The sequence below is a fragment of the Flavobacterium glucosi genome (assembly GCF_048286535.1).
In the GTDB taxonomy this organism is placed as follows: Bacteria; Bacteroidota; Bacteroidia; order Flavobacteriales; family Flavobacteriaceae; genus Flavobacterium.
This window is the reverse complement of the sequence record NZ_JBLVPK010000006.1, coordinates 56165-77551: the sequence shown is the minus strand read 5'-3', so window position 1 is coordinate 77551 and position 21387 is coordinate 56165. Positions and strand designations below refer to the sequence as shown.

22 protein-coding genes are annotated in these 21387 nt (G+C 34.7%); 9 read left to right on the top strand and 13 right to left on the bottom strand.

The genetic code is table 11. From position 1 onward, the window contains the following. The first annotated feature begins 1 nt into the window (after position 1). From ACNQGD_RS12100 to ACNQGD_RS12075, 6 genes are all read left to right on the top strand, one after another. Entirely contained in the window at positions 2 to 1462 is a 1461-nt protein-coding gene (locus ACNQGD_RS12100; RefSeq protein WP_417999454.1) for a RagB/SusD family nutrient uptake outer membrane protein, read from the top strand. Positions 1463 to 1479: 17 nt separating this feature from the next. Continuing rightward, positions 1480 to 2457 (top strand): LamG-like jellyroll fold domain-containing protein, encoded by a 978-nt coding sequence (locus ACNQGD_RS12095; RefSeq protein WP_417999453.1) that lies wholly within the window; start codon positions 1480 to 1482, stop codon positions 2455 to 2457. A gap of 73 nt (positions 2458 to 2530) precedes the next feature. Then, a complete protein-coding gene (locus ACNQGD_RS12090) occupies positions 2531 to 3919 on the top strand; it encodes a glucoamylase family protein (protein ID WP_417999452.1) in 1389 nt (462 codons plus the stop codon). Between the two features lie 6 nt (positions 3920 to 3925). After that, a complete protein-coding gene (locus ACNQGD_RS12085) occupies positions 3926 to 4639 on the top strand; it encodes a carboxylesterase family protein (protein ID WP_417999451.1) in 714 nt (237 codons plus the stop codon). Continuing rightward, positions 4629 to 6929, top strand: coding sequence for a beta-glucosidase BglX (bglX, locus tag ACNQGD_RS12080; RefSeq protein ID WP_417999450.1), 2301 nt, complete (start codon positions 4629 to 4631; stop codon positions 6927 to 6929). Before ACNQGD_RS12085 ends, bglX begins: the two co-directional genes overlap by 11 nt. A 237-nt stretch (positions 6930 to 7166) precedes the next feature. After that, a complete protein-coding gene (locus ACNQGD_RS12075; RefSeq protein WP_417999449.1) occupies positions 7167 to 8549 on the top strand; it encodes a M28 family peptidase in 1383 nt (460 codons plus the stop codon). Between the two features lie 36 nt (positions 8550 to 8585). Here ACNQGD_RS12075 and ACNQGD_RS12070 read toward each other — a convergent pair whose 3' ends face one another. The 4 genes from ACNQGD_RS12070 to ACNQGD_RS12055 all read right to left on the bottom strand — a co-directional run bounded on the left by ACNQGD_RS12070 (position 8586) and on the right by ACNQGD_RS12055 (position 12258). After that, entirely contained in the window at positions 8586 to 9677 is a 1092-nt protein-coding gene (locus tag ACNQGD_RS12070; protein ID WP_417999448.1) for a PAS domain-containing sensor histidine kinase, read from the bottom strand. A 249-nt stretch (positions 9678 to 9926) separates the two neighbouring features. After that, complete coding sequence (locus ACNQGD_RS12065) at positions 9927 to 10772, bottom strand: hypothetical protein (RefSeq protein WP_417993854.1); 846 nt, start codon at positions 10770 to 10772, stop codon at positions 9927 to 9929. Positions 10773 to 10790: 18 nt separating this feature from the next. Beyond that, entirely contained in the window at positions 10791 to 11609 is an 819-nt protein-coding gene (gene kdsA, locus ACNQGD_RS12060; protein ID WP_417999447.1) for a 3-deoxy-8-phosphooctulonate synthase, read from the bottom strand. Between the two features lie 199 nt (positions 11610 to 11808). Further along, positions 11809 to 12258 carry a 2-dehydro-3-deoxyphosphooctonate aldolase gene (locus ACNQGD_RS12055; RefSeq protein ID WP_417999446.1) on the bottom strand — a complete coding sequence of 150 codons (450 nt, stop codon included), beginning with the start codon at positions 12256 to 12258 and terminating at the stop codon, positions 11809 to 11811. A 193-nt stretch (positions 12259 to 12451) separates the two neighbouring features. Here ACNQGD_RS12055 and ACNQGD_RS12050 point away from each other — a divergent pair, with 193 nt between their 5' ends. Both ACNQGD_RS12050 and ACNQGD_RS12045 read left to right on the top strand, forming a co-directional pair. Continuing rightward, the gene (locus tag ACNQGD_RS12050; RefSeq protein ID WP_417996188.1) at positions 12452 to 13012 is read left to right on the top strand and encodes a YeeE/YedE family protein; all 561 of its coding nucleotides are present in this window, start codon (positions 12452 to 12454) and stop codon (positions 13010 to 13012) included. Between the two features lie 45 nt (positions 13013 to 13057). Continuing rightward, the gene (locus ACNQGD_RS12045) at positions 13058 to 13474 is read left to right on the top strand and encodes a DUF6691 family protein (RefSeq protein WP_417996187.1); all 417 of its coding nucleotides are present in this window, start codon (positions 13058 to 13060) and stop codon (positions 13472 to 13474) included. A 44-nt stretch (positions 13475 to 13518) separates the two neighbouring features. On the opposite strand, the gene ACNQGD_RS12040 is transcribed toward ACNQGD_RS12045, so the two are convergent. From ACNQGD_RS12040 to prmA, 5 genes are all read right to left on the bottom strand, one after another. Further along, positions 13519 to 14190: a lysoplasmalogenase gene (locus ACNQGD_RS12040; RefSeq protein ID WP_417999445.1), complete on the bottom strand. Its 672-nt coding sequence runs from the start codon at positions 14188 to 14190 to the stop codon at positions 13519 to 13521. 9 nt (positions 14191 to 14199) lie between these two features. Further along, positions 14200 to 14556 (bottom strand): hypothetical protein, encoded by a 357-nt coding sequence (locus ACNQGD_RS12035; protein WP_417999444.1) that lies wholly within the window; start codon positions 14554 to 14556, stop codon positions 14200 to 14202. Between the two features lie 39 nt (positions 14557 to 14595). Next, positions 14596 to 15471, bottom strand: coding sequence for a sterol desaturase family protein (locus tag ACNQGD_RS12030; protein ID WP_417999443.1), 876 nt, complete (start codon positions 15469 to 15471; stop codon positions 14596 to 14598). Between the two features lie 93 nt (positions 15472 to 15564). Then, positions 15565 to 15840, bottom strand: a complete 276-nt coding sequence (locus ACNQGD_RS12025; protein WP_417996184.1) for an ATP-dependent Clp protease adaptor ClpS — start codon at positions 15838 to 15840, stop codon at positions 15565 to 15567. A 45-nt stretch (positions 15841 to 15885) separates the two neighbouring features. Beyond that, positions 15886 to 16719, bottom strand: a complete 834-nt coding sequence (prmA, locus tag ACNQGD_RS12020; RefSeq protein ID WP_417999442.1) for a 50S ribosomal protein L11 methyltransferase — start codon at positions 16717 to 16719, stop codon at positions 15886 to 15888. 94 nt (positions 16720 to 16813) lie between these two features. Between prmA and ACNQGD_RS12015 the strand changes: the two genes are divergently transcribed. Further along, positions 16814 to 18037: a porin gene (locus ACNQGD_RS12015; protein ID WP_417996182.1), complete on the top strand. Its 1224-nt coding sequence runs from the start codon at positions 16814 to 16816 to the stop codon at positions 18035 to 18037. A 51-nt stretch (positions 18038 to 18088) separates the two neighbouring features. Here the strand turns inward: ACNQGD_RS12015 and tpiA are convergent, their stop codons facing one another. From tpiA to ACNQGD_RS11995, 4 genes are all read right to left on the bottom strand, one after another. Then, positions 18089 to 18841 (bottom strand): triose-phosphate isomerase, encoded by a 753-nt coding sequence (tpiA, locus tag ACNQGD_RS12010; RefSeq protein ID WP_417996181.1) that lies wholly within the window; start codon positions 18839 to 18841, stop codon positions 18089 to 18091. A gap of 66 nt (positions 18842 to 18907) precedes the next feature. Continuing rightward, positions 18908 to 19405, bottom strand: a complete 498-nt coding sequence (locus tag ACNQGD_RS12005) for a TlpA family protein disulfide reductase (RefSeq protein ID WP_417999441.1) — start codon at positions 19403 to 19405, stop codon at positions 18908 to 18910. 229 nt (positions 19406 to 19634) lie between these two features. Next, a complete protein-coding gene (locus ACNQGD_RS12000; RefSeq protein ID WP_417999440.1) occupies positions 19635 to 20735 on the bottom strand; it encodes a BT_3928 family protein in 1101 nt (366 codons plus the stop codon). Between the two features lie 103 nt (positions 20736 to 20838). After that, positions 20839 to 21384 (bottom strand): DUF1599 domain-containing protein, encoded by a 546-nt coding sequence (locus tag ACNQGD_RS11995; RefSeq protein ID WP_417999439.1) that lies wholly within the window; start codon positions 21382 to 21384, stop codon positions 20839 to 20841. Between the last annotated feature and the right edge of the window lie 3 nt (positions 21385 to 21387).

The window sequence follows — 21387 nt, the reverse complement described above, 5'->3', positions numbered from 1 at the left end:
TATGAAAAAAATATATATCTCCGTTTTTGTTCTATCCGCGTTCTTTTTTTCAGGATGTTCAAATGAGTATTTAGAGGTAGATCAAACCGAATCTATTTCTACCAATGATCTCGCATTATTCAACAATGATGCCGGTGCAGCGACCTTTGTTACTGCAATTTATAATAAGTTTTTAGATTGGAATATGTCTTCCTTTTCTTGGAATGGTGTCTCTAGTATTGCCTCTGATGATGCTGACAAAGGATCTTCCGCTGGAGATTCGGGTTCTGACAAAGATTTAATGGATGCCTTGACCTATAATCCATCAAGTCCTTCCACTAGCGAAATTTTTATAGCTAATTACGAAGGAATCAATAGATGCAACCAGGCATTAAATATCATTCCGCAATTAGATCAGGCTAATCCTGCTTTGCGGACTAGGCTAATTGGTGAGGCGAAGTTTTTACGTGCTTTCATGTATTTTACTTTAGTTAAAACCTACGGTGGCGTTCCCATTGTTGATCGTTTGCCAAATCCTTCTTCAGAAGAAGATAGAATTATGCAATTAACACGTAAATCAAGCGCAGAAGTATATGCGCTTATCGAAAGTGATTTGAATGCTGCTATTGCAGCATTGCCTAATAAAGCAGCTTATACCGCTTCCGAAAAAGGACGAGTTTCGCAAGGAGCTGCTTATGCCTTATTAGCAAAAGTGAATTTATACCAAAAAAACTGGCAGAAAGTGATAGATAATTGCAATTTAGTTACGGGGTATTCTCTCGTTTCTGATTATGCTTCTATGTTTAGACTGGCAGGAGAAAATGACGCTGAATCTATTTTTGAAATTCAAGGTGTGGGTTCTGTTCCTGCTCAAGGAATTAAACAATATTCTCAAACTCAAGGCGCTCGTGGTTCTGGAGGATGGGGCTGGGGTTTCAATACACCTTCTCAAAGTTTATTAGATGCTTATGAAGCCAATGATGTTAGAAAAAATGCAACAATTATGTTTAGAGGAGCAACTTTATACGATGGCCGAGTGGTACCTGCAGATGCAGATAATCCAAGATACAATTACAAAGCCTATTCTTCTGCTTTTTCTGGTCAGGATAATTCAGATACGAATATCAAGTATTTGCGTTATGCCGAAGTAATCCTAATGAAAGCAGAAGCATTGAACGAATTAAACCAAACTCCCGAAGCAATTACTTTGTTAAACCAAATTAGAAGAAGAGCTGGATTAGCCAATACAACATTTACTTCGCAAGCGGATATAAAAATTGCAATTTGGAAAGAAAGAAGAGTCGAAATGGCTTTTGAACACGACAGATTCTTTGATTTAGTTCGAACAGGATCGGCACGAGCGGTAGCTGCTTTTGCTATTCATGGCAAAACATTTGTAGCGGGAAAACATGAAGTGTTTCCATTACCACAACTATTTATTAGAGAAGCTGCTGGATTGTCAGCTCAAAATCCTGGTTATTAATTCTTAAAACAGTAAAAATGAAAAAAAATAAATATATTTTCTTGTTTGCTTCTGTTCTGACTTCACAATTTTTTGTGAGCTGTAACGAGGATAGTATCGATACCGTAAACAGCCCAATCCCTTATGAAGCAATTGGAGGTTTTGAAAGTTCAGATGCTATAGCAGCGGGTAATTTGGTCACTAAATTGAGTTTTGAAAACAATCTTACGGACAGTAAAAACAATCTTACGGGATCTATGGGTACCAATGTAGGATATGCAACCGGAATCAAAGGAAATGCCTATTCTGGATCAAGTTCTCAAGAGCGATATGCTGTCGCAAATGCTACACAGGCAATTACCTCTTTAAATAATTTTACAGTCTCTTTTTGGATGAATACAGCAAATACTGTTGATCCAGCGACTCCAGGAGTGGGTAAAGGTGCTCAAGGTATTTTTTCAATAGTAAGACCGTTAGAGTTTTGGGGAGGATTAAATTTATATTTAGAAAACCCGGACAATAATTATCCAAATAGATTGCGATTAAAATTAGGTATAGAAAATGGAAGAGCTGGTGTAGCATGGAAAGGACAAGGTGCAATTATGAATTTAGATAATAGTTTGAACCAATGGATTCATGTTGTATTTACTTATAATGCAGCGACCAGTATTGTATCTGCTTATGTAAATGGAGCATTATGTGCAAATTTAGGTGGTTTTCCTTATGCTCCGGCTAATGGGACTGTTGGTGTTGCCCCTTTATTTGCGGATAATCCAGGTGATATAAACAATATTAACAATGCTCCAAAATATGGCAATTTTCAAATGACGGGTACAAATGGTAAAGTTGTTATAGGAACACATCAATTTGAAACCACCCCGTCTTTAAACAATGGTTCTCAAGAAGGCTGGGCAACTAGTTTTGCAGGACTATTAGATGAGTTTAGAATTTATAACGTAGCTCTTTCTATAAACGAAATATCGGCACTTAATAAATTAGAAAAAGACAACAGATAAAAGATTGTAACCCCCTAAATTTCTAAAACTAGGGGTTTATTTTAAAATTATTAATCCTATTATTTTTATTAAAATGAAGATTTCCCTGAGTATCCTATTTTGTATTAGTTTTTTTATTTCCTGCTCTTCCTCAACTCCGGAGAGTACAGGAGGCACTGGTACTCCGTTGCCAACAACTCCTGTAACTCCAACAGTTCCTTTAACGGATATTGAGGCTATGGATCAGGTTCAAAAAGATGCCATCAAGTATTTTTGGGAGTATGCGGAACCCAATTCTAAACTGGCCAGAGAACGCTATTATACCAATGATCCTGGTTTTGAAGCTAATATTGTCACTACGGGAGGTTCCGGTTTTGGATTGATGTCAATAATTGTAGGTGTTGAACGCGGTTTTGTAAATCGATCAGAAGCGGTTTCACGACTTACAACTGCCATGAATTTTCTCGAAAAAGCCGAACGTTTTCACGGCGCTTGGCCCCATTGGATGGATGGTTCAACCGGAAAAGTAATCCCCTTTGGAACAAAAGACAATGGAGGTGATTTAGTTGAAACTGCTTTCCTTTGCCAAGGATTATTGAGCGTTAGAGAATATTTTAAAAATGGTTCTGACTCAGAAAAAGCATTAGCCCTAAAAGCGGATGCGCTCTGGAAAGGAGTAGAATGGGATTGGTATACCAAAGGAGAAAACGCCCTTTACTGGCATTGGTCACCTACTTATGGTTGGGACATGAACTTCAAGTTAGAAGGCTATAATGAATGTTTGATTACGTATGTTTTGGGAGCTGCTTCGCCTACACATCCTATTGGTGCTGCGGCCTATCATCAGGCTTGGGCTAGAAATGGTGCCATTAAAAATGGAGGCTCACAATACGGAATTCCAGTGGTGTTAAATTACAATGGAGCTTCAGGAAATGTAGGGCCTTTGTTCTGGGCGCAATATTCCTATTTAGGTTTAGATCCTACCACTTTGAAAGATCAATATGCTGATTATTGGACATTGACCCAAAATCATTCTAAAATCATCAATCAATATTGCATTGCTAATCCAAAACAATGGAAAGGATATTCGGATAAATGTTGGGGTTTAACGGCGAGTTATTCCCGTAACAGCGATGGTTCTACGGGATATTCAGCACACCAACCCAACAATGATTTAGGGGTAATTACGCCTACGGCAGCACTTTCTTCTTTTCCTTTTACACCCGTAGAATCCATGAAGTTTCTTCATTATTTATACGATGAAAAAAGAGCAGATTATGTTGGAATAGCGGGACCTTATGATGCTTTTTCACCGCATTATAATTGGGTAACGCCACGATATTTAGCCATTGATCAAGGTACAATTGCTCCCATGATTGAAAATCACCGTACCGGTTTATTATGGAAATTATTCATGAATGCGCCGGAAATAAAACCGGGTTTAGCAAAATTGGGTTTTAATTCTACAAAATATAATTTGTAAGGTGTGATGAAGTATTTAATTATTGTAGCCGCCTTTTTAGTATCCTGGAATTCCTTTTCTCAAACTGAGATTGTCGGGAAAATCAAAACTGAAATCGTACAAAAACGGGAATTAGCATACGCCTTACACATTCCAAAAAATACTAAAGAAAAAAAGCCACTGATTGTTTTTCTGCACGGTTCTGGTGAAAAAGGAACCGATATCGAAAAAGTAAAAGCGCATGGACCATTCAAGTATTTGAAAAGTAACGAACTCGATGCGTATGTTTTGGCACCTCAATGTCCGGAAAACGAATATTGGAACGAAGAAGTAGTGTACCGTTTGATTTTAAAAATCCAGAAAGAGAACAATATTGACTACAACCGAATTTATCTCACCGGATTAAGTATGGGAGCTTGGGGCGCTTGGAATCTAGCTTTTGCACACCCTGAAACTTTTGCGGCTTTAGTGCCTATTGCAGGATATGTGGATAGAATTCCAATGATCGAAAATTGTAAAATTAAAGCTATTCCTATTCGGATTTTTCACGGATTATTAGATGATGTTGTCAATGTGGATTATTCTATTACGATGTATAAAAAATTAAAAACCTGCAACACCAATGTGGAACTGACCATTTTTGATGATGCAAACCACGACAGTTGGTCGCGTGTATATGACAACCAAAAAATTTATGATTGGATGTTCCAACAAACAAAAAACAAACAAAATGAAAATTAAACTTATTATACTCCTTATTGGCTTTTCTCTCTTTGGCTACAGCCAAAAAAAGACAGGTAAAAAGAACGTTAAAATTAAACCGAAAACAGAATTCGTAGCAGAGTTACTTTCGAAAATGACTTTGGAAGAAAAAATTGGGCAATTAAATTTGCCTACTTCGGGAGATATAACTACTGGAGCTGCTAACAGTTCTAATGTGGCGAAGAATATCGAAGAAGGTAAAGTGGGCGGTTTATTCAACATCAAATCAGTTCAAAAAATATATGAAGTTCAAAAGATCGCTGTCGAAAAAAGCCGATTAAAAATTCCGTTACTTTTTGGAATGGACGTAATTCATGGCTATGAAACGACCTTTCCGATTCCTTTGGGAATGTCTGCTACTTGGGACATGAAATTGATAGAAAGAAGCGCCCAAATTGCCGCTCAGGAAGCCAGTGCCGATGGAATTAACTGGACTTTTTCACCTATGGTTGATATTTCTCGTGATCCACGTTGGGGAAGAGTTTCTGAAGGTTCGGGTGAAGATCCGTTTTTGGGAAGCCAAATTGCAAAAGCAATGGTCAATGGCTATCAACAAAATGATTTGTCAAGGAATAATACCATTTTGGCCTGTGTCAAACATTTTGCTTTGTACGGTGCGCCCGAAGCAGGACGCGATTACAATACGGTTGATATGAGTCGAATCAGAATGTATAATGATTATTTTCCGCCTTACAAAGCCGCTGTTGATGCGGGAGTAGGTTCTGTTATGGCTTCTTTCAATGAAGTAGAAGGAATTCCTGCAACCGGAAATAAATGGTTAATGACCGATGTTTTGCGCAAGCAATGGGGTTTTGACGGATTTGTGGTAACTGATTTCACAGGAATTCCTGAAATGATAGCACATGGTATGGGGGATTTGCAAACCGTATCTGCTTTGGCATTAAATGCCGGAATTGAAATGGATATGGTGGGCGAGGGATTCTTGACGACTTTGAAGAAATCAGTACACGAAAAGAAAGTGAGTATCGAACAAATTGATAATGCGGTTCGTCTTATTTTGAATGCCAAATATGATCTAGGATTGTTTCACGATCCGTATCGCTATACGGATGCTAAAAGAGCTAAAACAGAAATTTTTACCGCAAGCAACAGAGCCGAAGCCAGAAAAATAGCTTCTCAATCCCTAGTTTTATTAAAGAATCAAAATCAGTTGCTTCCTTTGAAAAAGTCAGGAACGATTGCTTTAATCGGACCTTTGGCTGATGCCAAAGAAAATATGGCAGGAACTTGGAGTGTAGCAACAAATCAGGATAAATCTATTTCGCTTTTGGCAGGAATAAAAGAAGTAGCGGGCAAAGGGACAAAGGTGCTTTACGCCAAAGGAAGCAATCTGGATTATGATGCGACTTTTGAAGAAAAAGCAACTATGTTCGGAAAAACACTGCACCGTGATAGCAGAACTACCGAAGAATTATTGGCAGAAGCCTTGAAAATAGCCAATCAATCGGATGTAATTGTTGCGGCTTTAGGAGAATCAGCAGAAATGTCTGGGGAAAGCAGCAGTAGAACGAACTTAGAAATTCCACAAGCACAAAAAGACTTGTTGCAAGCCTTATTAAAAACAGGGAAACCTGTTGTGTTGGTTTTATTCACAGGTCGTCCTTTGGTATTAGTTCAGGAAAACGGAACGGTTCCCGCAATATTGAATACTTGGTTTGCAGGAAGTGAAGCAGGAAGCGCAATTGCTGATGTTTTGTTTGGCGATGAAAATCCTTCTGGAAAATTGACGGCGACATTCCCAAGAAGTGTAGGGCAGGTGCCTATTTATTACAATCAAAAAAATACCGGAAGACCGTTAGGCAATAAAGAAGGGAAGTTCGAGAAATTCAGATCGAATTATATTGACGAAAGAAATGAGCCTTTATATCCTTTTGGTTTTGGTTTGAGTTATACCACTTTTAACTATTCAAATTTGAAAATTTCATCCGATAAAATGAATTTCAACGAAAAAGTAACGGTAAGCGTTGATGTAACAAATACTGGGAATTATGATGGAAAAGAAGTAGTACAATTGTACATAAGAGATTTAGTGGGTACGGTTACAAGACCTGTCAAAGAGTTGAAGGGATTCCAAAAAATAGCCCTTAAAAAAGGAGAAAAACAAACAGTAACTTTCGAAATTTCTGTTGAAGAACTAAAATTCTATAATTCTGATTTACAATTTATTGCTGAACCGGGTGCTTTTCAAGCTTTTGTGGGTACGGATTCCAGCATTGATAATAAAGTTGATTTTGTATTGATTAAGTAAATGTTTGGTTTGTTTATTTATGATCAGCCCTTCGGTATTTATACCGAAGGGTTTTTTTTAAAAAAAAATGTACTTAAAAAAAACGTCACGAAGATTAATGGCTTTATTTGTTTTTTATAAATCCAGAAAAAATAATTTATTAGTTTTTTTTAAATCTGCTATCAAATATTCATTAAGAATTACGAAATTGCCGTTCTTATTGAAACCGAAAAATTCAAACCATCACCGTATTAAATTATGAAAAAATCAATTTTATGTGTTGCACTATTCCTTAACGGAATTCTTCTTTTTGCTCAAACTAAAGAAGAACAAACGGTGAAGGAAATTTATAAATCATCCTTGACCAATGCCAAATGTTATCCTTGGCTGGACCATTTATCTAATAAAATTGGCTCTCGATTATCGGGCTCAACCGGAGCAGAAAAAGCAGTTTTGTATACTAAAGCGCAATTGGAAACCCTAGGATTAGACAAAGTGTACCTTCAGGAAGTGATGGTGCCAAAATGGGTTCGGGGCGAAAAAGAAGTCGGGTATTTACAAATTGGAAATCAAAAAATTTCTTTCCCAATATGCGCACTGGGCGGCTCAGTTGCCACTCCAAAAAAAGGATTACAAGCCACTATAATTGAAGTGAAAAGTATAGAAGAATTAGTTGAATTAGGGGAAGCAAAAGTAAAAGGAAAAATCATTTTCTTTAACAGAGCTATGAATCCTGAATTCATAGAAACTTTCAAAGCGTATGGCAGTTGTGTCGACCAAAGATCCTCAGGTGCAAAAGAAGCCGGGAAGCTGGGCGCATTAGCGGTAATTGTCAGATCGATGAATTTGCGATTGGATGATTTGCCACATACCGGTGCCACTAATTATGGAGAAATTTCAAAAGAACAACGAATTCCGGCTGCTGCGATTAGTACAAATGGTGCAGAACTTTTAAGCAAAAGTCTGAAAGATAAACCCAATGCACAATTCTATTTAAAACAATCCTGCCAAACATTTGATGATGTTTTGTCTTATAATGTTGTTGGAGAAATAACGGGATCTGAACATCCTGAGAGAATAATGATCGTTGGAGGACATCTTGATTCCTGGGATTTAGGGGACGGATCTCATGACGATGGCGCTGGTTGTGTGCAAAGTATGGAAGTATTGAATATCTTTAAAAATATAGGGTATAAACCTAAAAATACGCTTCGTGTGGTATTGTTCATGAACGAAGAAAATGGTGTTCGCGGCGGAAAAGAATATCAAGATCAATCCAATAAAAATAATGAAAACCATATTTTTGCTTTGGAAAGTGATTCAGGAGGTTTTTCACCAAGAGGTTTTTCAATTGATGCCGATGAAGCAAATTTTAATAAAATCAGTAGTTGGGCAACTTTATTCGAACCTTATTTAGTTCATAAATTTGTAAAAGGACATTCTGGTGTTGACATTGGTCCATTGAAATCAAATCATATCGTAAAAGTTGGATTACAACCAGATTCACAACGCTATTTTGATTACCATCATGCTGCAAATGACACTTTTGATGCGATCAATAAAAGAGAATTAGAGTTAGGAGCCGCAACTATGGCTTCATTACTGTATTTGATAGATCAGAATGGGATTGTAAAACAATAGCATCTTAATTTATGAAGGTACTGCATTCTTTTTTTTTCAATATTTGAAGGAAATAATGAATGTAGCACCTTCATTTATTTTACTCTCTACTGCAATTTTTCCACCTAAACTAGTGATGTGATTGTAGACCAAATACAGTCCTATACCGTTACTGTCAATATTACTATGGAATTTTTCGTACAAACCAAAAATCTTGTCTTTTACTTTATCCATATCAAAACCAAGTCCATTATCAGAAAAAATTAATTGGTTCACGTCATTAACTTTTTTAGATTGAATAGTAATTACTGGCGCATGATGCGGTTTTGCATATTTAATCGAATTGGTAACTAAATTCAGAAAAATACTTTTGATATAGGCCTTGTTAAAAGAAACATTCTCAAAAGCTGAAAAGTCAACATTAATAATTGCTTTTGAATCGCGTACTAAGGAATTTATGGATGCAAGAACTTCTGAAAGTGATTCATTTAAATTTATTTCTTCGATTTGAGTATTTATATTTTCATTTTCAACTAATTCATCAATCGAATCGTTTAAAGTTTGTTTTAAATTTTCACTGGTTAATTTAAGAATTTGAATCAATTCCAAGGTTTCCGGATCATTGATTTTAGATACATCGATAAGACTAAAAACCGAAAGCATATTATTAATAGGTGACTTTAAATCATGGGATGTTTTGTGTGATAAAACGGTAAGTTCCTTATTGATTTGCGTGAGGTTTGCAAGAAGTAAATTGCGCTCTTCTTCGACTTTCTTTTTGTGAGTAATGTTCTTGGCAATGGCATATACTAATTTTTCGGACTCGATAGGCATGGATGTCCAAGACAACCAAACAATGGCTCCACTTTTAGTTAAATACCGATTTTCAAAATTTAAAAGAGGCTTATTTTTATATACTTGTTCTCTAGTTTCGATTGTAATTTTAAGGTCTGGTGCGTAAACAAAACTACTTATGGGTCTGGCATATAATTCCTCTTCGGAAAAGCCTAATAATTTTGAAACAGCGGGATTGATTCTCTTAAAATAGCCATCAAATCCTGCAATACAAATAAAATCAGCGGAGATATTAAAAAAATTATCAAAGTGATAAATCCCTTCTGAGTCAGGATTACTTTTTTTTAGAGTCATTGATTTTAAAAGTTACTTATTTTTCGGATTTTGGGTAAATACAAATTTTATGAATTCTTTATTTTTGTTCTTTGGGAAAAAACTCAATATCCAAATTTAGTTAATAAATATTTATAATAAAAGCGATGCCAGGAACAAATTTATGATTAAAATTCAGGTATCTAATTCATTAAAACAAAAACAAAGATTAAACAAAACAAGGCTGTCATTTTACAGACAGCCTTGTTTTGTTTATAGTTTACGCAGTGTTTATATTTTGAATATTCCTCCCACAGCAATGATTCTCTGAAAAAAGAAAAAATCTTGTGAAGCACTATCTTCGGTACTTTGTGTTGTTCTAATATCTTGCATGTTAATATATCCGCCCTTAAGTTCTCCTTGAATATAAAAGTGCTTGAAAAAAGTTATGTTCAAACCTGCTTTTAAAGAAGTTCCATACCCTGAAACATGAAAATCGTCATGACGTTCTTTTCCTAATAAGGTTGTATTCGTTTTTGGATACAAAAGACCAAAACCAACTCCTTCAGTTAAATTAACTTGAATTTTGTCCGTGTTCCCAATTTTAAAAACAGAAGAAATATCATCATGTCTCGAAAATTCAGTGTTGACATAATTTAAACCATCTGTGTGTTCATACATTAGAAACTCTTCAGTCAAAAGCACCTGATTGTTTGGTAATAACTCATTGTATGATCCAGGATTAGGATAAAAGCCATCGATATTTACGGCTTTATCTTGAGTCATCACATATTTCATGTGATCCATACCTATTGCAACACTATAATGATCATTGATAAAATATCCCAATCTAAAATTAGTCTGAGGAATGGTCATTTTTGTTGGATTGATATAGTCAACATGCCAACCTTTTGGCTTGTCTTGCGCTTGGACATTTTCCAGAGTAAAATTATAATCTTTACCTCGAAAGGTTATGTCTGATTTGGAGTAACTGTCTCTATTTCCTCCCCACGAAATAAAAAATTTCCCTTTGTTATGAGTTGTATATTTAGTTTGAATTTCTGTAGTTTCCTGTGCAATTGTGTTATTGGTAAATAAAATAGTTAGGAACGCGGAATATAATATAAAATGTTTCAATGAATTTGAGGCCTAAATTTAAAATGTATGTATTGTTTTTCTAATGGCAACTAACTTTGTCATTAAGGATTCAAAGTAATCTAAATGCAACATATTTGCGCCATCGCTTTTTGCATTTGCAGGATCAAAATGAGTTTCTATAAAAATTCCATCTACGCCTACAGCAATACCAGCTTTGGCAATAGTTTCAATCATATCGGGTCTTCCGCCAGTTACACCAGCCGTTTGGTTGGGTTGTTGCAATGAGTGTGTAACATCAAGGACAGTAGTAGCGTATTGTTGCATTGTAGGAATTCCTCTAAAATCAACAATCATGTCTTGGTAGCCAAACATCGTTCCTCTATCCGTAACCATCACGTTTTCATTGTGACAATCCAATACTTTTTGAACTGCATGTTTCATGCTTTCGGGACTCATGAATTGTCCTTTTTTTAAGTTGACCACTTTTCCGGTATTGGCAGCAGCCATAACTAAATCAGTTTGACGCACTAAAAAAGCTGGGATTTGCAGCACATCAACATATTGAGCCGCCATATCCGCATCTTCATTTGTATGAATATCAGTAACAGTAGGAACGTGAAAAGTCTCTGAAACTTTTCTAAGGATTTTTAGTGCTTTTTCATCACCAATTCCTGAAAAACTGTCAATTCTAGAACGATTAGCTTTTTTGAAAGAACCCTTAAAAACGAAAGGAATTTGTAAATTATCAGTAATACCAACTAGTTTTTCGGCAATTCGCATTGCCATTTCTTCACCTTCAATGGCACAAGGACCAGCTAGAAGAAAGAAATTACCACTGTCAGTATATTTGATTTGTGGAATATGTTGTAGGTTCATAATATGATTTTTTAAAGGTGCAAAGGTAGTTATGATTTGCGATTTCCAATTTACGTTTCTCAATTAATTTCGGGCATTAACCTTTTTTTAGGAGCTATTTCCTGCTGTCCGTTGCAATCTCCCTGAAAAACGGGAGGATTTCCACTACCATCAGGGCTAGGGAATTGGTTTACAAGGATATTTTAGGATTCGAAAGCTGTTATTTTTTTAATGAAAGTCCCACAGGAACCATCAATATTCCTTTTTCATAGATGTTTAAGTACAGTAAAACCGGTTTTTTCCGGCCTTCCCATTTTAATTCATAAACATCCAAAAACCCGGCACCTAATTCGCTTCTTTTTGTTGGAAATGGGCAGCAACTTTCTAGTTTGGTAAACGTGATTTTTTCTCCATTGGGTCCCGCTAAAGTATTCAAAAATCGGCCTTGATTGATCGTTTCATTTTTGATATTGTTAAAGAAAATATTAATTGGATAATCTTTATCATAGCCATATTTTTTGTCTTTACTGTATTCAGTAATCACAAAAGTATTGTCTTGAGAAAGGCTAAGGTTTGGTGCATTATCATCTGTGTTTTTCAAAGTAGATTGCGTGCTGGAGCAAGAGGCCATACTAATTAGTAAAGCAATAAGAAGGATTGATTTTTTCATGTTTAAAATAAATTTAGCAGGTAAAATTTAAATAGCAATTACAATACCATGTAATTGAAATAATACAAATATAAACAGAACTTCATACCTTATTGCGAGTTCCTATCATAAATATAGAGCCTCATCTTATCGAATGTAACATTTCTCACATAGATCAAGCTAAATGCTTCTTATCTTTGTACAAAAAAACAATATGGATATTATTTTTCAAACATGGTCTTGGTATATTTCTGGGTTTTTGATTGGTATGATTATGCTTTCGTTACTTTATTTTGGAAAGTCTTTCGGAATGTCTTCTAATTTGCGTTCCCTTTGTTCGATGGCAGGTTTAGGAAAACGGGTAGCCTTTTTTGATTTTGATTGGAAAGCACAGCGCTGGAATTTAGTAGTCGTTCTTGGCGCTATGTTAGGGGGTTTCGTTGCTGTTCATTTTATGGGTGATGCTTCAAATGTGGCTATTAATCCTAAAACAATTGCGCAATTAGCACAACTTGGTATCGAAGCTCCAAACGGAAAATTAGTGCCTGATGCTCTTTTTGGAATATCCATTTTAGAATCTCCCAAAAGTATTTTTATACTGCTTATTGGTGGTGTTTTGATAGGTTTTGGTTCTCGTTATGCTGGCGGTTGCACTTCGGGGCATGCTATTTCAGGTTTGAGTAATTTACAAATTCCTTCTTTGAAAGCGGTTATTGGATTTTTTATCGGTGGATTGATAATGGCGCATTTTTTATTGCCATTAATTTTAAAATAAGAATTGTAAGGCAATCAGAATGAAATTAATATTAAAATAAAAAGCATGAAAAATATAGTAAAGTATCTATTAGTTGGATTTGTTTTCGGAATTGTACTGACTAAATCGGAAGCAGTTTCTTGGTATCGCATTTATGAAATGTTCCAATTTCAGTCGTTTCACATGTACGGAATTATTGCTGTGGCTATTTTGACAGGAATTATTGGAATTCAAATCATTAAACGAAACAATATAAAAGACATCAAAGGAGAATCAATTGAAATTCCAGATAAAGAAAAAGGATCTGCTCGCTACTGGATTGGCGGATTGTTTTTTGGATTGGGTTGGGCTTTGGTAGGTTCTTGCCCGGGTCCCATATTTATATTGCTTGGAGCCGGTTTTTGGACCGTTCTGATAGTGTTTTTTGGAGCTCTTTTGGGAACTTATTTATATGGATTATTAAAAAATAAATTACCTCATTAATCGAAATGCATTTGAAATCAAAGTAGCATTCTCTTATGAAAATGCTACTTTTTTTTGTTTAATTTTAAAATCCCCGTAACAATCAAGTATTGTGCGGTTAGGTAAGTTGCCATAATCAGGAATGAACTGTATTGCAACGGAGCATAAAATTTATCAAATGCCAAAATACTATCTGAGGCAACAAAAATAACAGCACCACTTAAAATATAGCTATTAGCAGGTTTTTGCCAGTTTAAAAAACCTTTCAATGCAAATAATAACATAATTGAAATTGTTAGGGCATAAATAAAAACAGGGATTTTTAAATCACCCAAACTTGGTAACAAAATTAGCATCATTACAATTAAATAAAAGGCAATTGCGGTAACTCCAACCCAGAAAATGATTTTACTTTTCTTTAAATAAATCTTTAATTGTTTGCTGAATAGTATGATATAGGAAATGTGAGAAAGAAGAAAAGCAATCAATCCTGCTATAAAATAGAATTCTGCTTTGTCAGTAAACATCAAAATAATATCGCCTATCCATGATAAAGTCAAAGCCGTTAAAAGAATTTTTTTGGTAATAAACCTTTCGTGAAAATAAACGGCGAAAATTAGAAATAGCAATAAATAGGGTTTCAAAAACCAAACTGTATTTTCATTCCCTAAAAGTAGAAATGAAAGATAAAAAAGACTAAACCCAATAAAACTCTTTAATATTATATCGCTTTTCATACGTTGTTTTTAAGATTGAGCTACAATCATTGTTTCTTTTTCAAAATTACTGCTAACAAAATAAATGGTTACTGTCAGTGACAAAATAAGATAACTTACCATGATGTAACTCGCAAAAGGAACTAGCTGATTCATGCAAAACCAATCGCTAAAACATAAAATTAGTCCAATTCCGAATACAAAACGCATGCTTTCCCAGAATACAGCAATTTTACGGGTATCCATTAATTCCATGTAACTGTAGACAGTCAGGAAAATGAATGCACCATAAATAAATACATTTGGCAAGCCTATCAAAGCAATCGAATTATATAGGTAACTAATGAGTAATAAGGTAATAACAGCTTGATAAAGGGACCAGTACATCAATTTTTTAGAATATTGAACGCCATATTTTTCAAAATCCTAAACATTGGTAATTTTGACAACGGGATATCTTTCTTCAAAATTTTCTGGACGCCAGCCCGTTGGTTTGAACCAAATTGTGAATTTGTTTTTCCAGTTTTCGGTGCGCCAAGCATCTGTAAATAGGAACCATAAATGTTGGAAATTAATGCGTATTGGATTCCAGGTTCTCGCTGGTCGTGTGATTCCAAAAACGGGTGGTACAGTTTCTAATTCTGTTTGAAAAGTACCAAACAATTTATCCCAAATGATGAATATTTGCGAATGGTTTTTATCCATGTATTTAGGATTGATAGCATGATGCACTCTATGATGTGATGGTGAAACGAGTATATTCTCCAGAAAGCCAATTTTCTTAATATGCTTGGTATGATACCAGAATTGGAGGAATAAATGAATCGGCAAGGTTATCGCAATCACTTTGGAGGGAACTCCTAAAAGAGCTGCCGGAATCAATAAAAAGGTAAATAGATTGACAAAACTGGATATCGGTTGGCGTAGAGCGCAAGCCAAATTGAATTCCTTACTGCTGTGATGAATGGCATGTTTATTCCATAAAAAATTAATTTGATGAGACATACGATGACTCCAATAGCCATAAAAATCAATATATATAACTCCAATAAAATAAGTTAGAAAGTTTGCTTGAAGATCAAATACAGCTATTTTAGAAACAATCCAGTCGTAAGAGACCAATGTTATACTGAGTCCTAAAACATATTTCAAGGAGTTGACCATTCCAGAACTTACGCTCGAAACAGCATTCATGTTAGGTGCTGTATCTTCCCCTTTGTAATGCCCGTATATTTTTTCGATAACAATTAATATCAAAAAAAGGGGCATTACAAAAACTAAAATTTTACCATATTCTTCCATAAGAACACTTTTTTTTATTCAAATATAGAATAAAAGAGAATGTTTTTGAATTATTCATAGTAATTTATTTTTAAAAGGGAAGTTTAACTATTCTTAAATTATCTCCGCATTTAATCCTGCTTCTAATAATTGGGTACATTGTGGTTTTAATTTTTCGTAAGGACCCGTTTTTACGGTACACTTCCCATTATAATGTACAATTAATGAACATTGTTCTGCTTGTTCCGGAGTGTGATTACACACGCGAATCAAAGTGTCAATGACATGATCAAAAGTATTTACATCATCGTTGTAAACCACGATTTCATTGTCTAAACGTATAGCTTCCTTAACACTAACTCTTTCTCTTACTTTTTCTTTAGTACTCATTTTGTAGGTTTTTGTACTTTCGTAATTAATAAAAAAATAGTACCACTAATTTACATATTTTAAAGACACCCAATTGTTTCTTTCAAATTTTTTAACATAAGTTAATCCTTTTTCAGTACAAGAAGCATCTATAAATGGGATATCTTCCTGATAGAAACCGCTTAAAAGTAGCGTTCCATTAGAATTTAAACTGTTTACATAACTTTGCATATCGTTTAACAAAATATTCCTGTTGATATTAGCAATAATCAAATCGTATTTTTTGCCTTCCAATAATGCAGCGTCACCTTCATAAACTGTTATGTGTTTACAATTATTGCGTTGTGCATTTTCTATAGAATTCAAATAACACCAGTTGTCAATATCAATTGCATCAGTTGGTTGCGCACCTTTCATCTCGGCAAGTATTGCTAAAATGGCAGTTCCGCATCCCATATCCAGCGTTTTCATTCCGGCAACATTTATTTCTAATAAATGCTGAATCATCATGTGAGTGGTCTCATGGTGACCAGTTCCAAAACTCATTTTGGGCTCGATTACAATATCAAATTCGGCATCCGTTTTTGGGTGAAAAGGCGCACGTACATGACAATTCCCATCGACATCTATTGCTTCAAAATTCTTTTCCCATTCCTCATTCCAGTTGACTTGTTCGATTTCTTCAAATGTATAATCAATCGTAAATTCTTCCGATTGCAAAATATGAATATCATCAAGAATCATTTCATCCCACAAATCTTTTTGAACAAAAGCTGAAATACCGGTTTCAGTTTCCGTAAAACTCTCAAATGCTTTTTCACCTAATTCTGCAATTAATATTTCAGACCCCAATTCTTTTGGTTCAATATTAAAATGATATCCTATATAAATGTTTGACATGCTTCTTTTTTTTGCAAAGGTAGCAATAGCTATTTAAACAGCATTTGTAAATCAAATTTTATTTTACATTTGCACTACAATCAAACCACTAAACATGAAAAAAATCATCTTATTTTTTGTTTTTATCTTTAATATTTCAAGTAACGCTCAAGTTACCATAAAACAAAACAAACAGGATAATGACTTGAAATTATCGGCGCTTCCTTATTATAGTTTTGGTAAAGGCATTGGAATTACTTCACCTGATAGTTTATATCAGTTAAACATTCGTTTTCGAATTCAAAACCGAGTGACTTATTTTGAAAATGAAGATGAAAAAGGCGTTTATGATGGACAAATCCGAAGATTGCGTTTGCGATTTGATGGATATGTGGGAAGCCCAAAATTTTTATACGCAGTTCAATTGTCATTTGCTCCGGGCGATTTAGGTGAAATTAGAGAAGGAGAAAATATTAATATTATTCGTGATGCGGTCGTTTTTTATAGACCTAATAAAAATTGGAATATCAGTTTTGGACAAACTAAATTGCCAGGAAATCGTCAGCGTGTGAATTCATCCGGAGGATTACAGTTAACGGATCGATCGATTAACAATGCCAGATTTACAATCGATAGGGATTTTGGTTTTCAAATTCACAATATGAATGAGTATAAAGATAAATTTTCGTATAATTTAAAAACGGCTATATCCACTGGAGAAGGCAGGAATATAACAGGAAATGCAGATGCAGGAGTTGCTGTAACGGGCAAGGTGGAGTTGTTGCCGTTTGGAGCGTTTTCTAGAGATGGGACCTATTTTGAAGGTGATATTGTAAGAGAACAAAAGCTGAAATTGATGCTTTCCGGAGCTTTTCAGCAAAACAATCATGCCAAAAGAACCCAAGGACAATTAGGAAATGATTTGTTTGAAGAGCGTACTATGAAATCAGTGATGCTGGATGTGATGTTAAAATACAATGGATGGGCGGCGATGTCAAGTTATATGTCAAGAACCACTTCTAGAAATGCCGTTACAGTAAATCCAGACGATATTTCACAATCTAATTTTGCCTATGTAGGGAACGGATTTGATTATCAGTTGAGTTATAATTTTCCTTCAAACTATGAAATTATCGGTCGGTATTCTACTCAAAAAGTAGGAGAGGATATTAGGACTTTAGCTCCAAATTCTAAACAATACACCGTTGGTCTGACCAAATATATTTGGGAACATACTTTTAAATTGCAAAGCGAATTGACTTTTGACACTTTAAATTATTTTAATGGCAGTACTAAGAATAATTGGTATCTGAGGTTTCAAGTAGAAATAGGAATTTAAAAAAAGCGGTGATATGAATCACCGCTTTCTTTATATATCTAAAAATGAAATTTATATAGCATTTACAATTGCTACAAAATCATCTGCTTTTAGAGCAGCACCACCAATAAGACCGCCGTCTACATCTGGTTTTGAGAATATTTCTTTTGCATTTTCAGGTTTTACGCTTCCGCCATAAAGGATGGATACGTTTTCAGCAATTTCACTTCCAAAAGCTTTGCGAACGGTTTCTCTGATGAATTCATGCATTTCTTGCGCTTGTTCCGGAGAAGCTGTTTCTCCAGTTCCTATTGCCCAAACTGGCTCATAGGCCAAAACAATACTATCCCAGTCTTTTGATTCTATATGAAATAAACCATCTCGCAATTGGTTTTCTACCACATTAAAATGATTTTTTGATTGGCGGTCTTTTAATTCTTCCCCAAAGCAAAAAATAACCATCATATCGTGCTCTAAAGCTGTATTTACTTTATTAGCAATCAAAGCATCCGTTTCATGAAAAATAGCTCTGCGCTCTGAGTGTCCCAGAATTACAATGTCTACACCAACACTTTTTAACATATCAGCTGAAATTTCGCCCGTAAAAGCGCCACTTTCAGCTTGATGTACGTTTTGTGCGGCAACGTCTATATTAGTAAACTCTAAATGGTCGACAGCTGAAGCCAAGTTTACAAATGTGGGAGCTACAATTACCTGTGCTTTTGTATCAGTTGCTATTTTTGCTATTAATTCATTCAATAAATCTTCAGTTTGCTCTGCATTTTTATGCATTTTCCAGTTTCCGGCAACAATCTTCTTTCTCATTTTAGTCGTAATTATGTTTAGTTTTTGGTAGTGTTTTTCAATATTGCAATTGAATAGTACAATGTATTATTTTAAATTTTTAAGCGTTTCATTGATTTTATCAAAATCAGTTTCTATGGCACGGTACAAAGCAATTTTTCCGTTCTTGTCTACAATGATGTATCTTGGAATCCAATCCACGTCAACAGCTTTTGCAAATACGCCTTTCATTTGGTCATTTGCCATGAAATGATCCCCTTTTAATTGGTGTTTTTCGATTCCGGCTTTCCATTTATCGGCAGTTTTATCCATCGAAATAAATAGGTAAGCAACATCAGGATTATTAGCTTGTAATTCTTTTAGTTTTGGCATTGCTTTTACACAATCCCCACACCAGGAAGCCCAAACTTCAATTACCAGGGTTTTTCCTTTGTGTTTTTGTAAAATATCCTTAAAAGCTACTTGACTTCCATCAGTAGCTAAAAGAGTTTCAGCTAAAGCTTCTTTGGAGAATTTAGTTTTTTGCACATCTGATGTACAAGAGAGTGTTGCAAACGCAATTAGTAATGCTATTATTCTTTTCATTATAGTATTGTTTTTACACAAAGTTAAACAAACAATTTGAATGCGTTATGCGGATTAAGAAATTTTGAAAGCATTATTCGAAAATGACTAAGCAATATCGTTATAGTTTAAAAATAATGGAATGATTTTGATTCACCGATTTATGTAGAAAGTATTTATCATTCTTTTTAAGTATAAAGTCGTAAAGTTTCCTGTTTCGGACTTTACGACTTTAAGTTTTATAGTTTATTTAGAATTTTAAATCTGCAATATCATTGTGATGAACCTTTTGTTTTATCATTCCTTTTTCTAATATTACAATACTTGGATTGGCTCTTTCAATCGTTTTTACAGTTATAGCATCACAAAAATAGAAGTCAAATGTCAATCCGAATTGTTTTTTTGCAGCAGCAATTTCTTCTGGTAAAGAAGCCGTCATACCAACTACTTTATATCCTTTTGCTTTAGCATCCTGATTCAGTTTTTCTAATTTTGCCATTCCACTGTGATCTGCATTGACTAAATCATAAGCTGTAATCAACATCAATTTTGGTTCTTCTAAAAACTCGTCTTTGTAATCTGAACCGTCTTTTTCCATTGTAAAATCATGAATAGGAGCAACGTAACCTTCGGTAATGACTTTGTCTTTTCGATCTACAAATACGGCGCCTTCAGGAATCGACATCAAATCTTTTTCGGTAAACTCTTTATCGACACCACCAACTTTGTAAATAAAGACCATTTCTACCACTGATTTTTCTGCTCCATCAGGGATTCGCATTCCTTTTTGAATATTATTACCTACTTTATAAGGTCTGAAATCGATTATTGGCAAATGGTTTAAAACCCAAACTCCCATCAGCGAGGATAAAACGATACTGGCGTAAATGAATATGTTTTGTACGTTATTGCTAAACAACGGTTTTACCAATTTTTGATTAAAAAATAATATCAGAATAAAGAAAAGTAAAACAATATCCTTAGTAAACGATTGCCAAGGCGTTAGTTTTAAAGCATCTCCAAAACAACCACAATCTTTTACCACATTAAAATAAGCAGAATAGAAAGTCAGGAAAGTAAACAATACAATCAGGATTAATAAACTCCAAATAGTGAATTTGGTTTTGTAACCAATGAGCAACATAATACCCAGGACTACTTCCAGAATGACTAAAAATAAAGCGATTCCTAATGCAAAAGGAACAAAAAACGGCATGTTGAAAACAGGCTCACTGAAATATTCAGCGAGTTTGTAGGAAAACCCAATTGGGTCATTCAGCTTGATTAATCCAGAGATAATAAATAGGATTCCAACGAAAATTCTAGAAAATTGAGTAATGATATTTTTCATGTGAAGATAATATTTGTTTTTTAATGGAATAGGGTATCGCCATTCTTGATTCCAGTTTATAATTTTGGAATCCTGGCGATTTCATTTTTGCTATTGCTTTTTATTATTTATTTCCAAAACCCATTAGAATCAAGGCGAAAATCGAATAATTTATCATGTCTTGATAATTGGCGTCGATTCCTTCAGAAACTAATGTTTTTCCTTTATTGTCTTCAATTTGTTTGACACGAAGTAGTTTTTGTAAAATCAAATCGGTCAGTGAACTTATGCGCATTTCACGCCAAGCCTCCCCATAATCATGATTTTTGTCTTCCATTAAATCTTTGGTCAATTTAATTTTAGCATCGTATAATTCAGTTGCTTTTTCAACACTTAAATCAGGTTGATCCACAACGCCTAATTCCAATTGAATCAGCGCCATGATAGAATAATTGATAATTCCGATGAATTCGCCCGTTTCATCTTCATCAATTTTGCGGACTTCGTTTTCTTGTAAGCTTCTAATTCTTTGGGCTTTAATGTAGATTTGATCCGTTAGCGAAGGCAATCTTAAAATTCGCCAAGCACAGCCATAATCTTTCATTTTATTGATAAACAGTGCTCGACAAGTCGCAATCACCGCATCATATTCCTTTGAAGTATTCTTCATTAT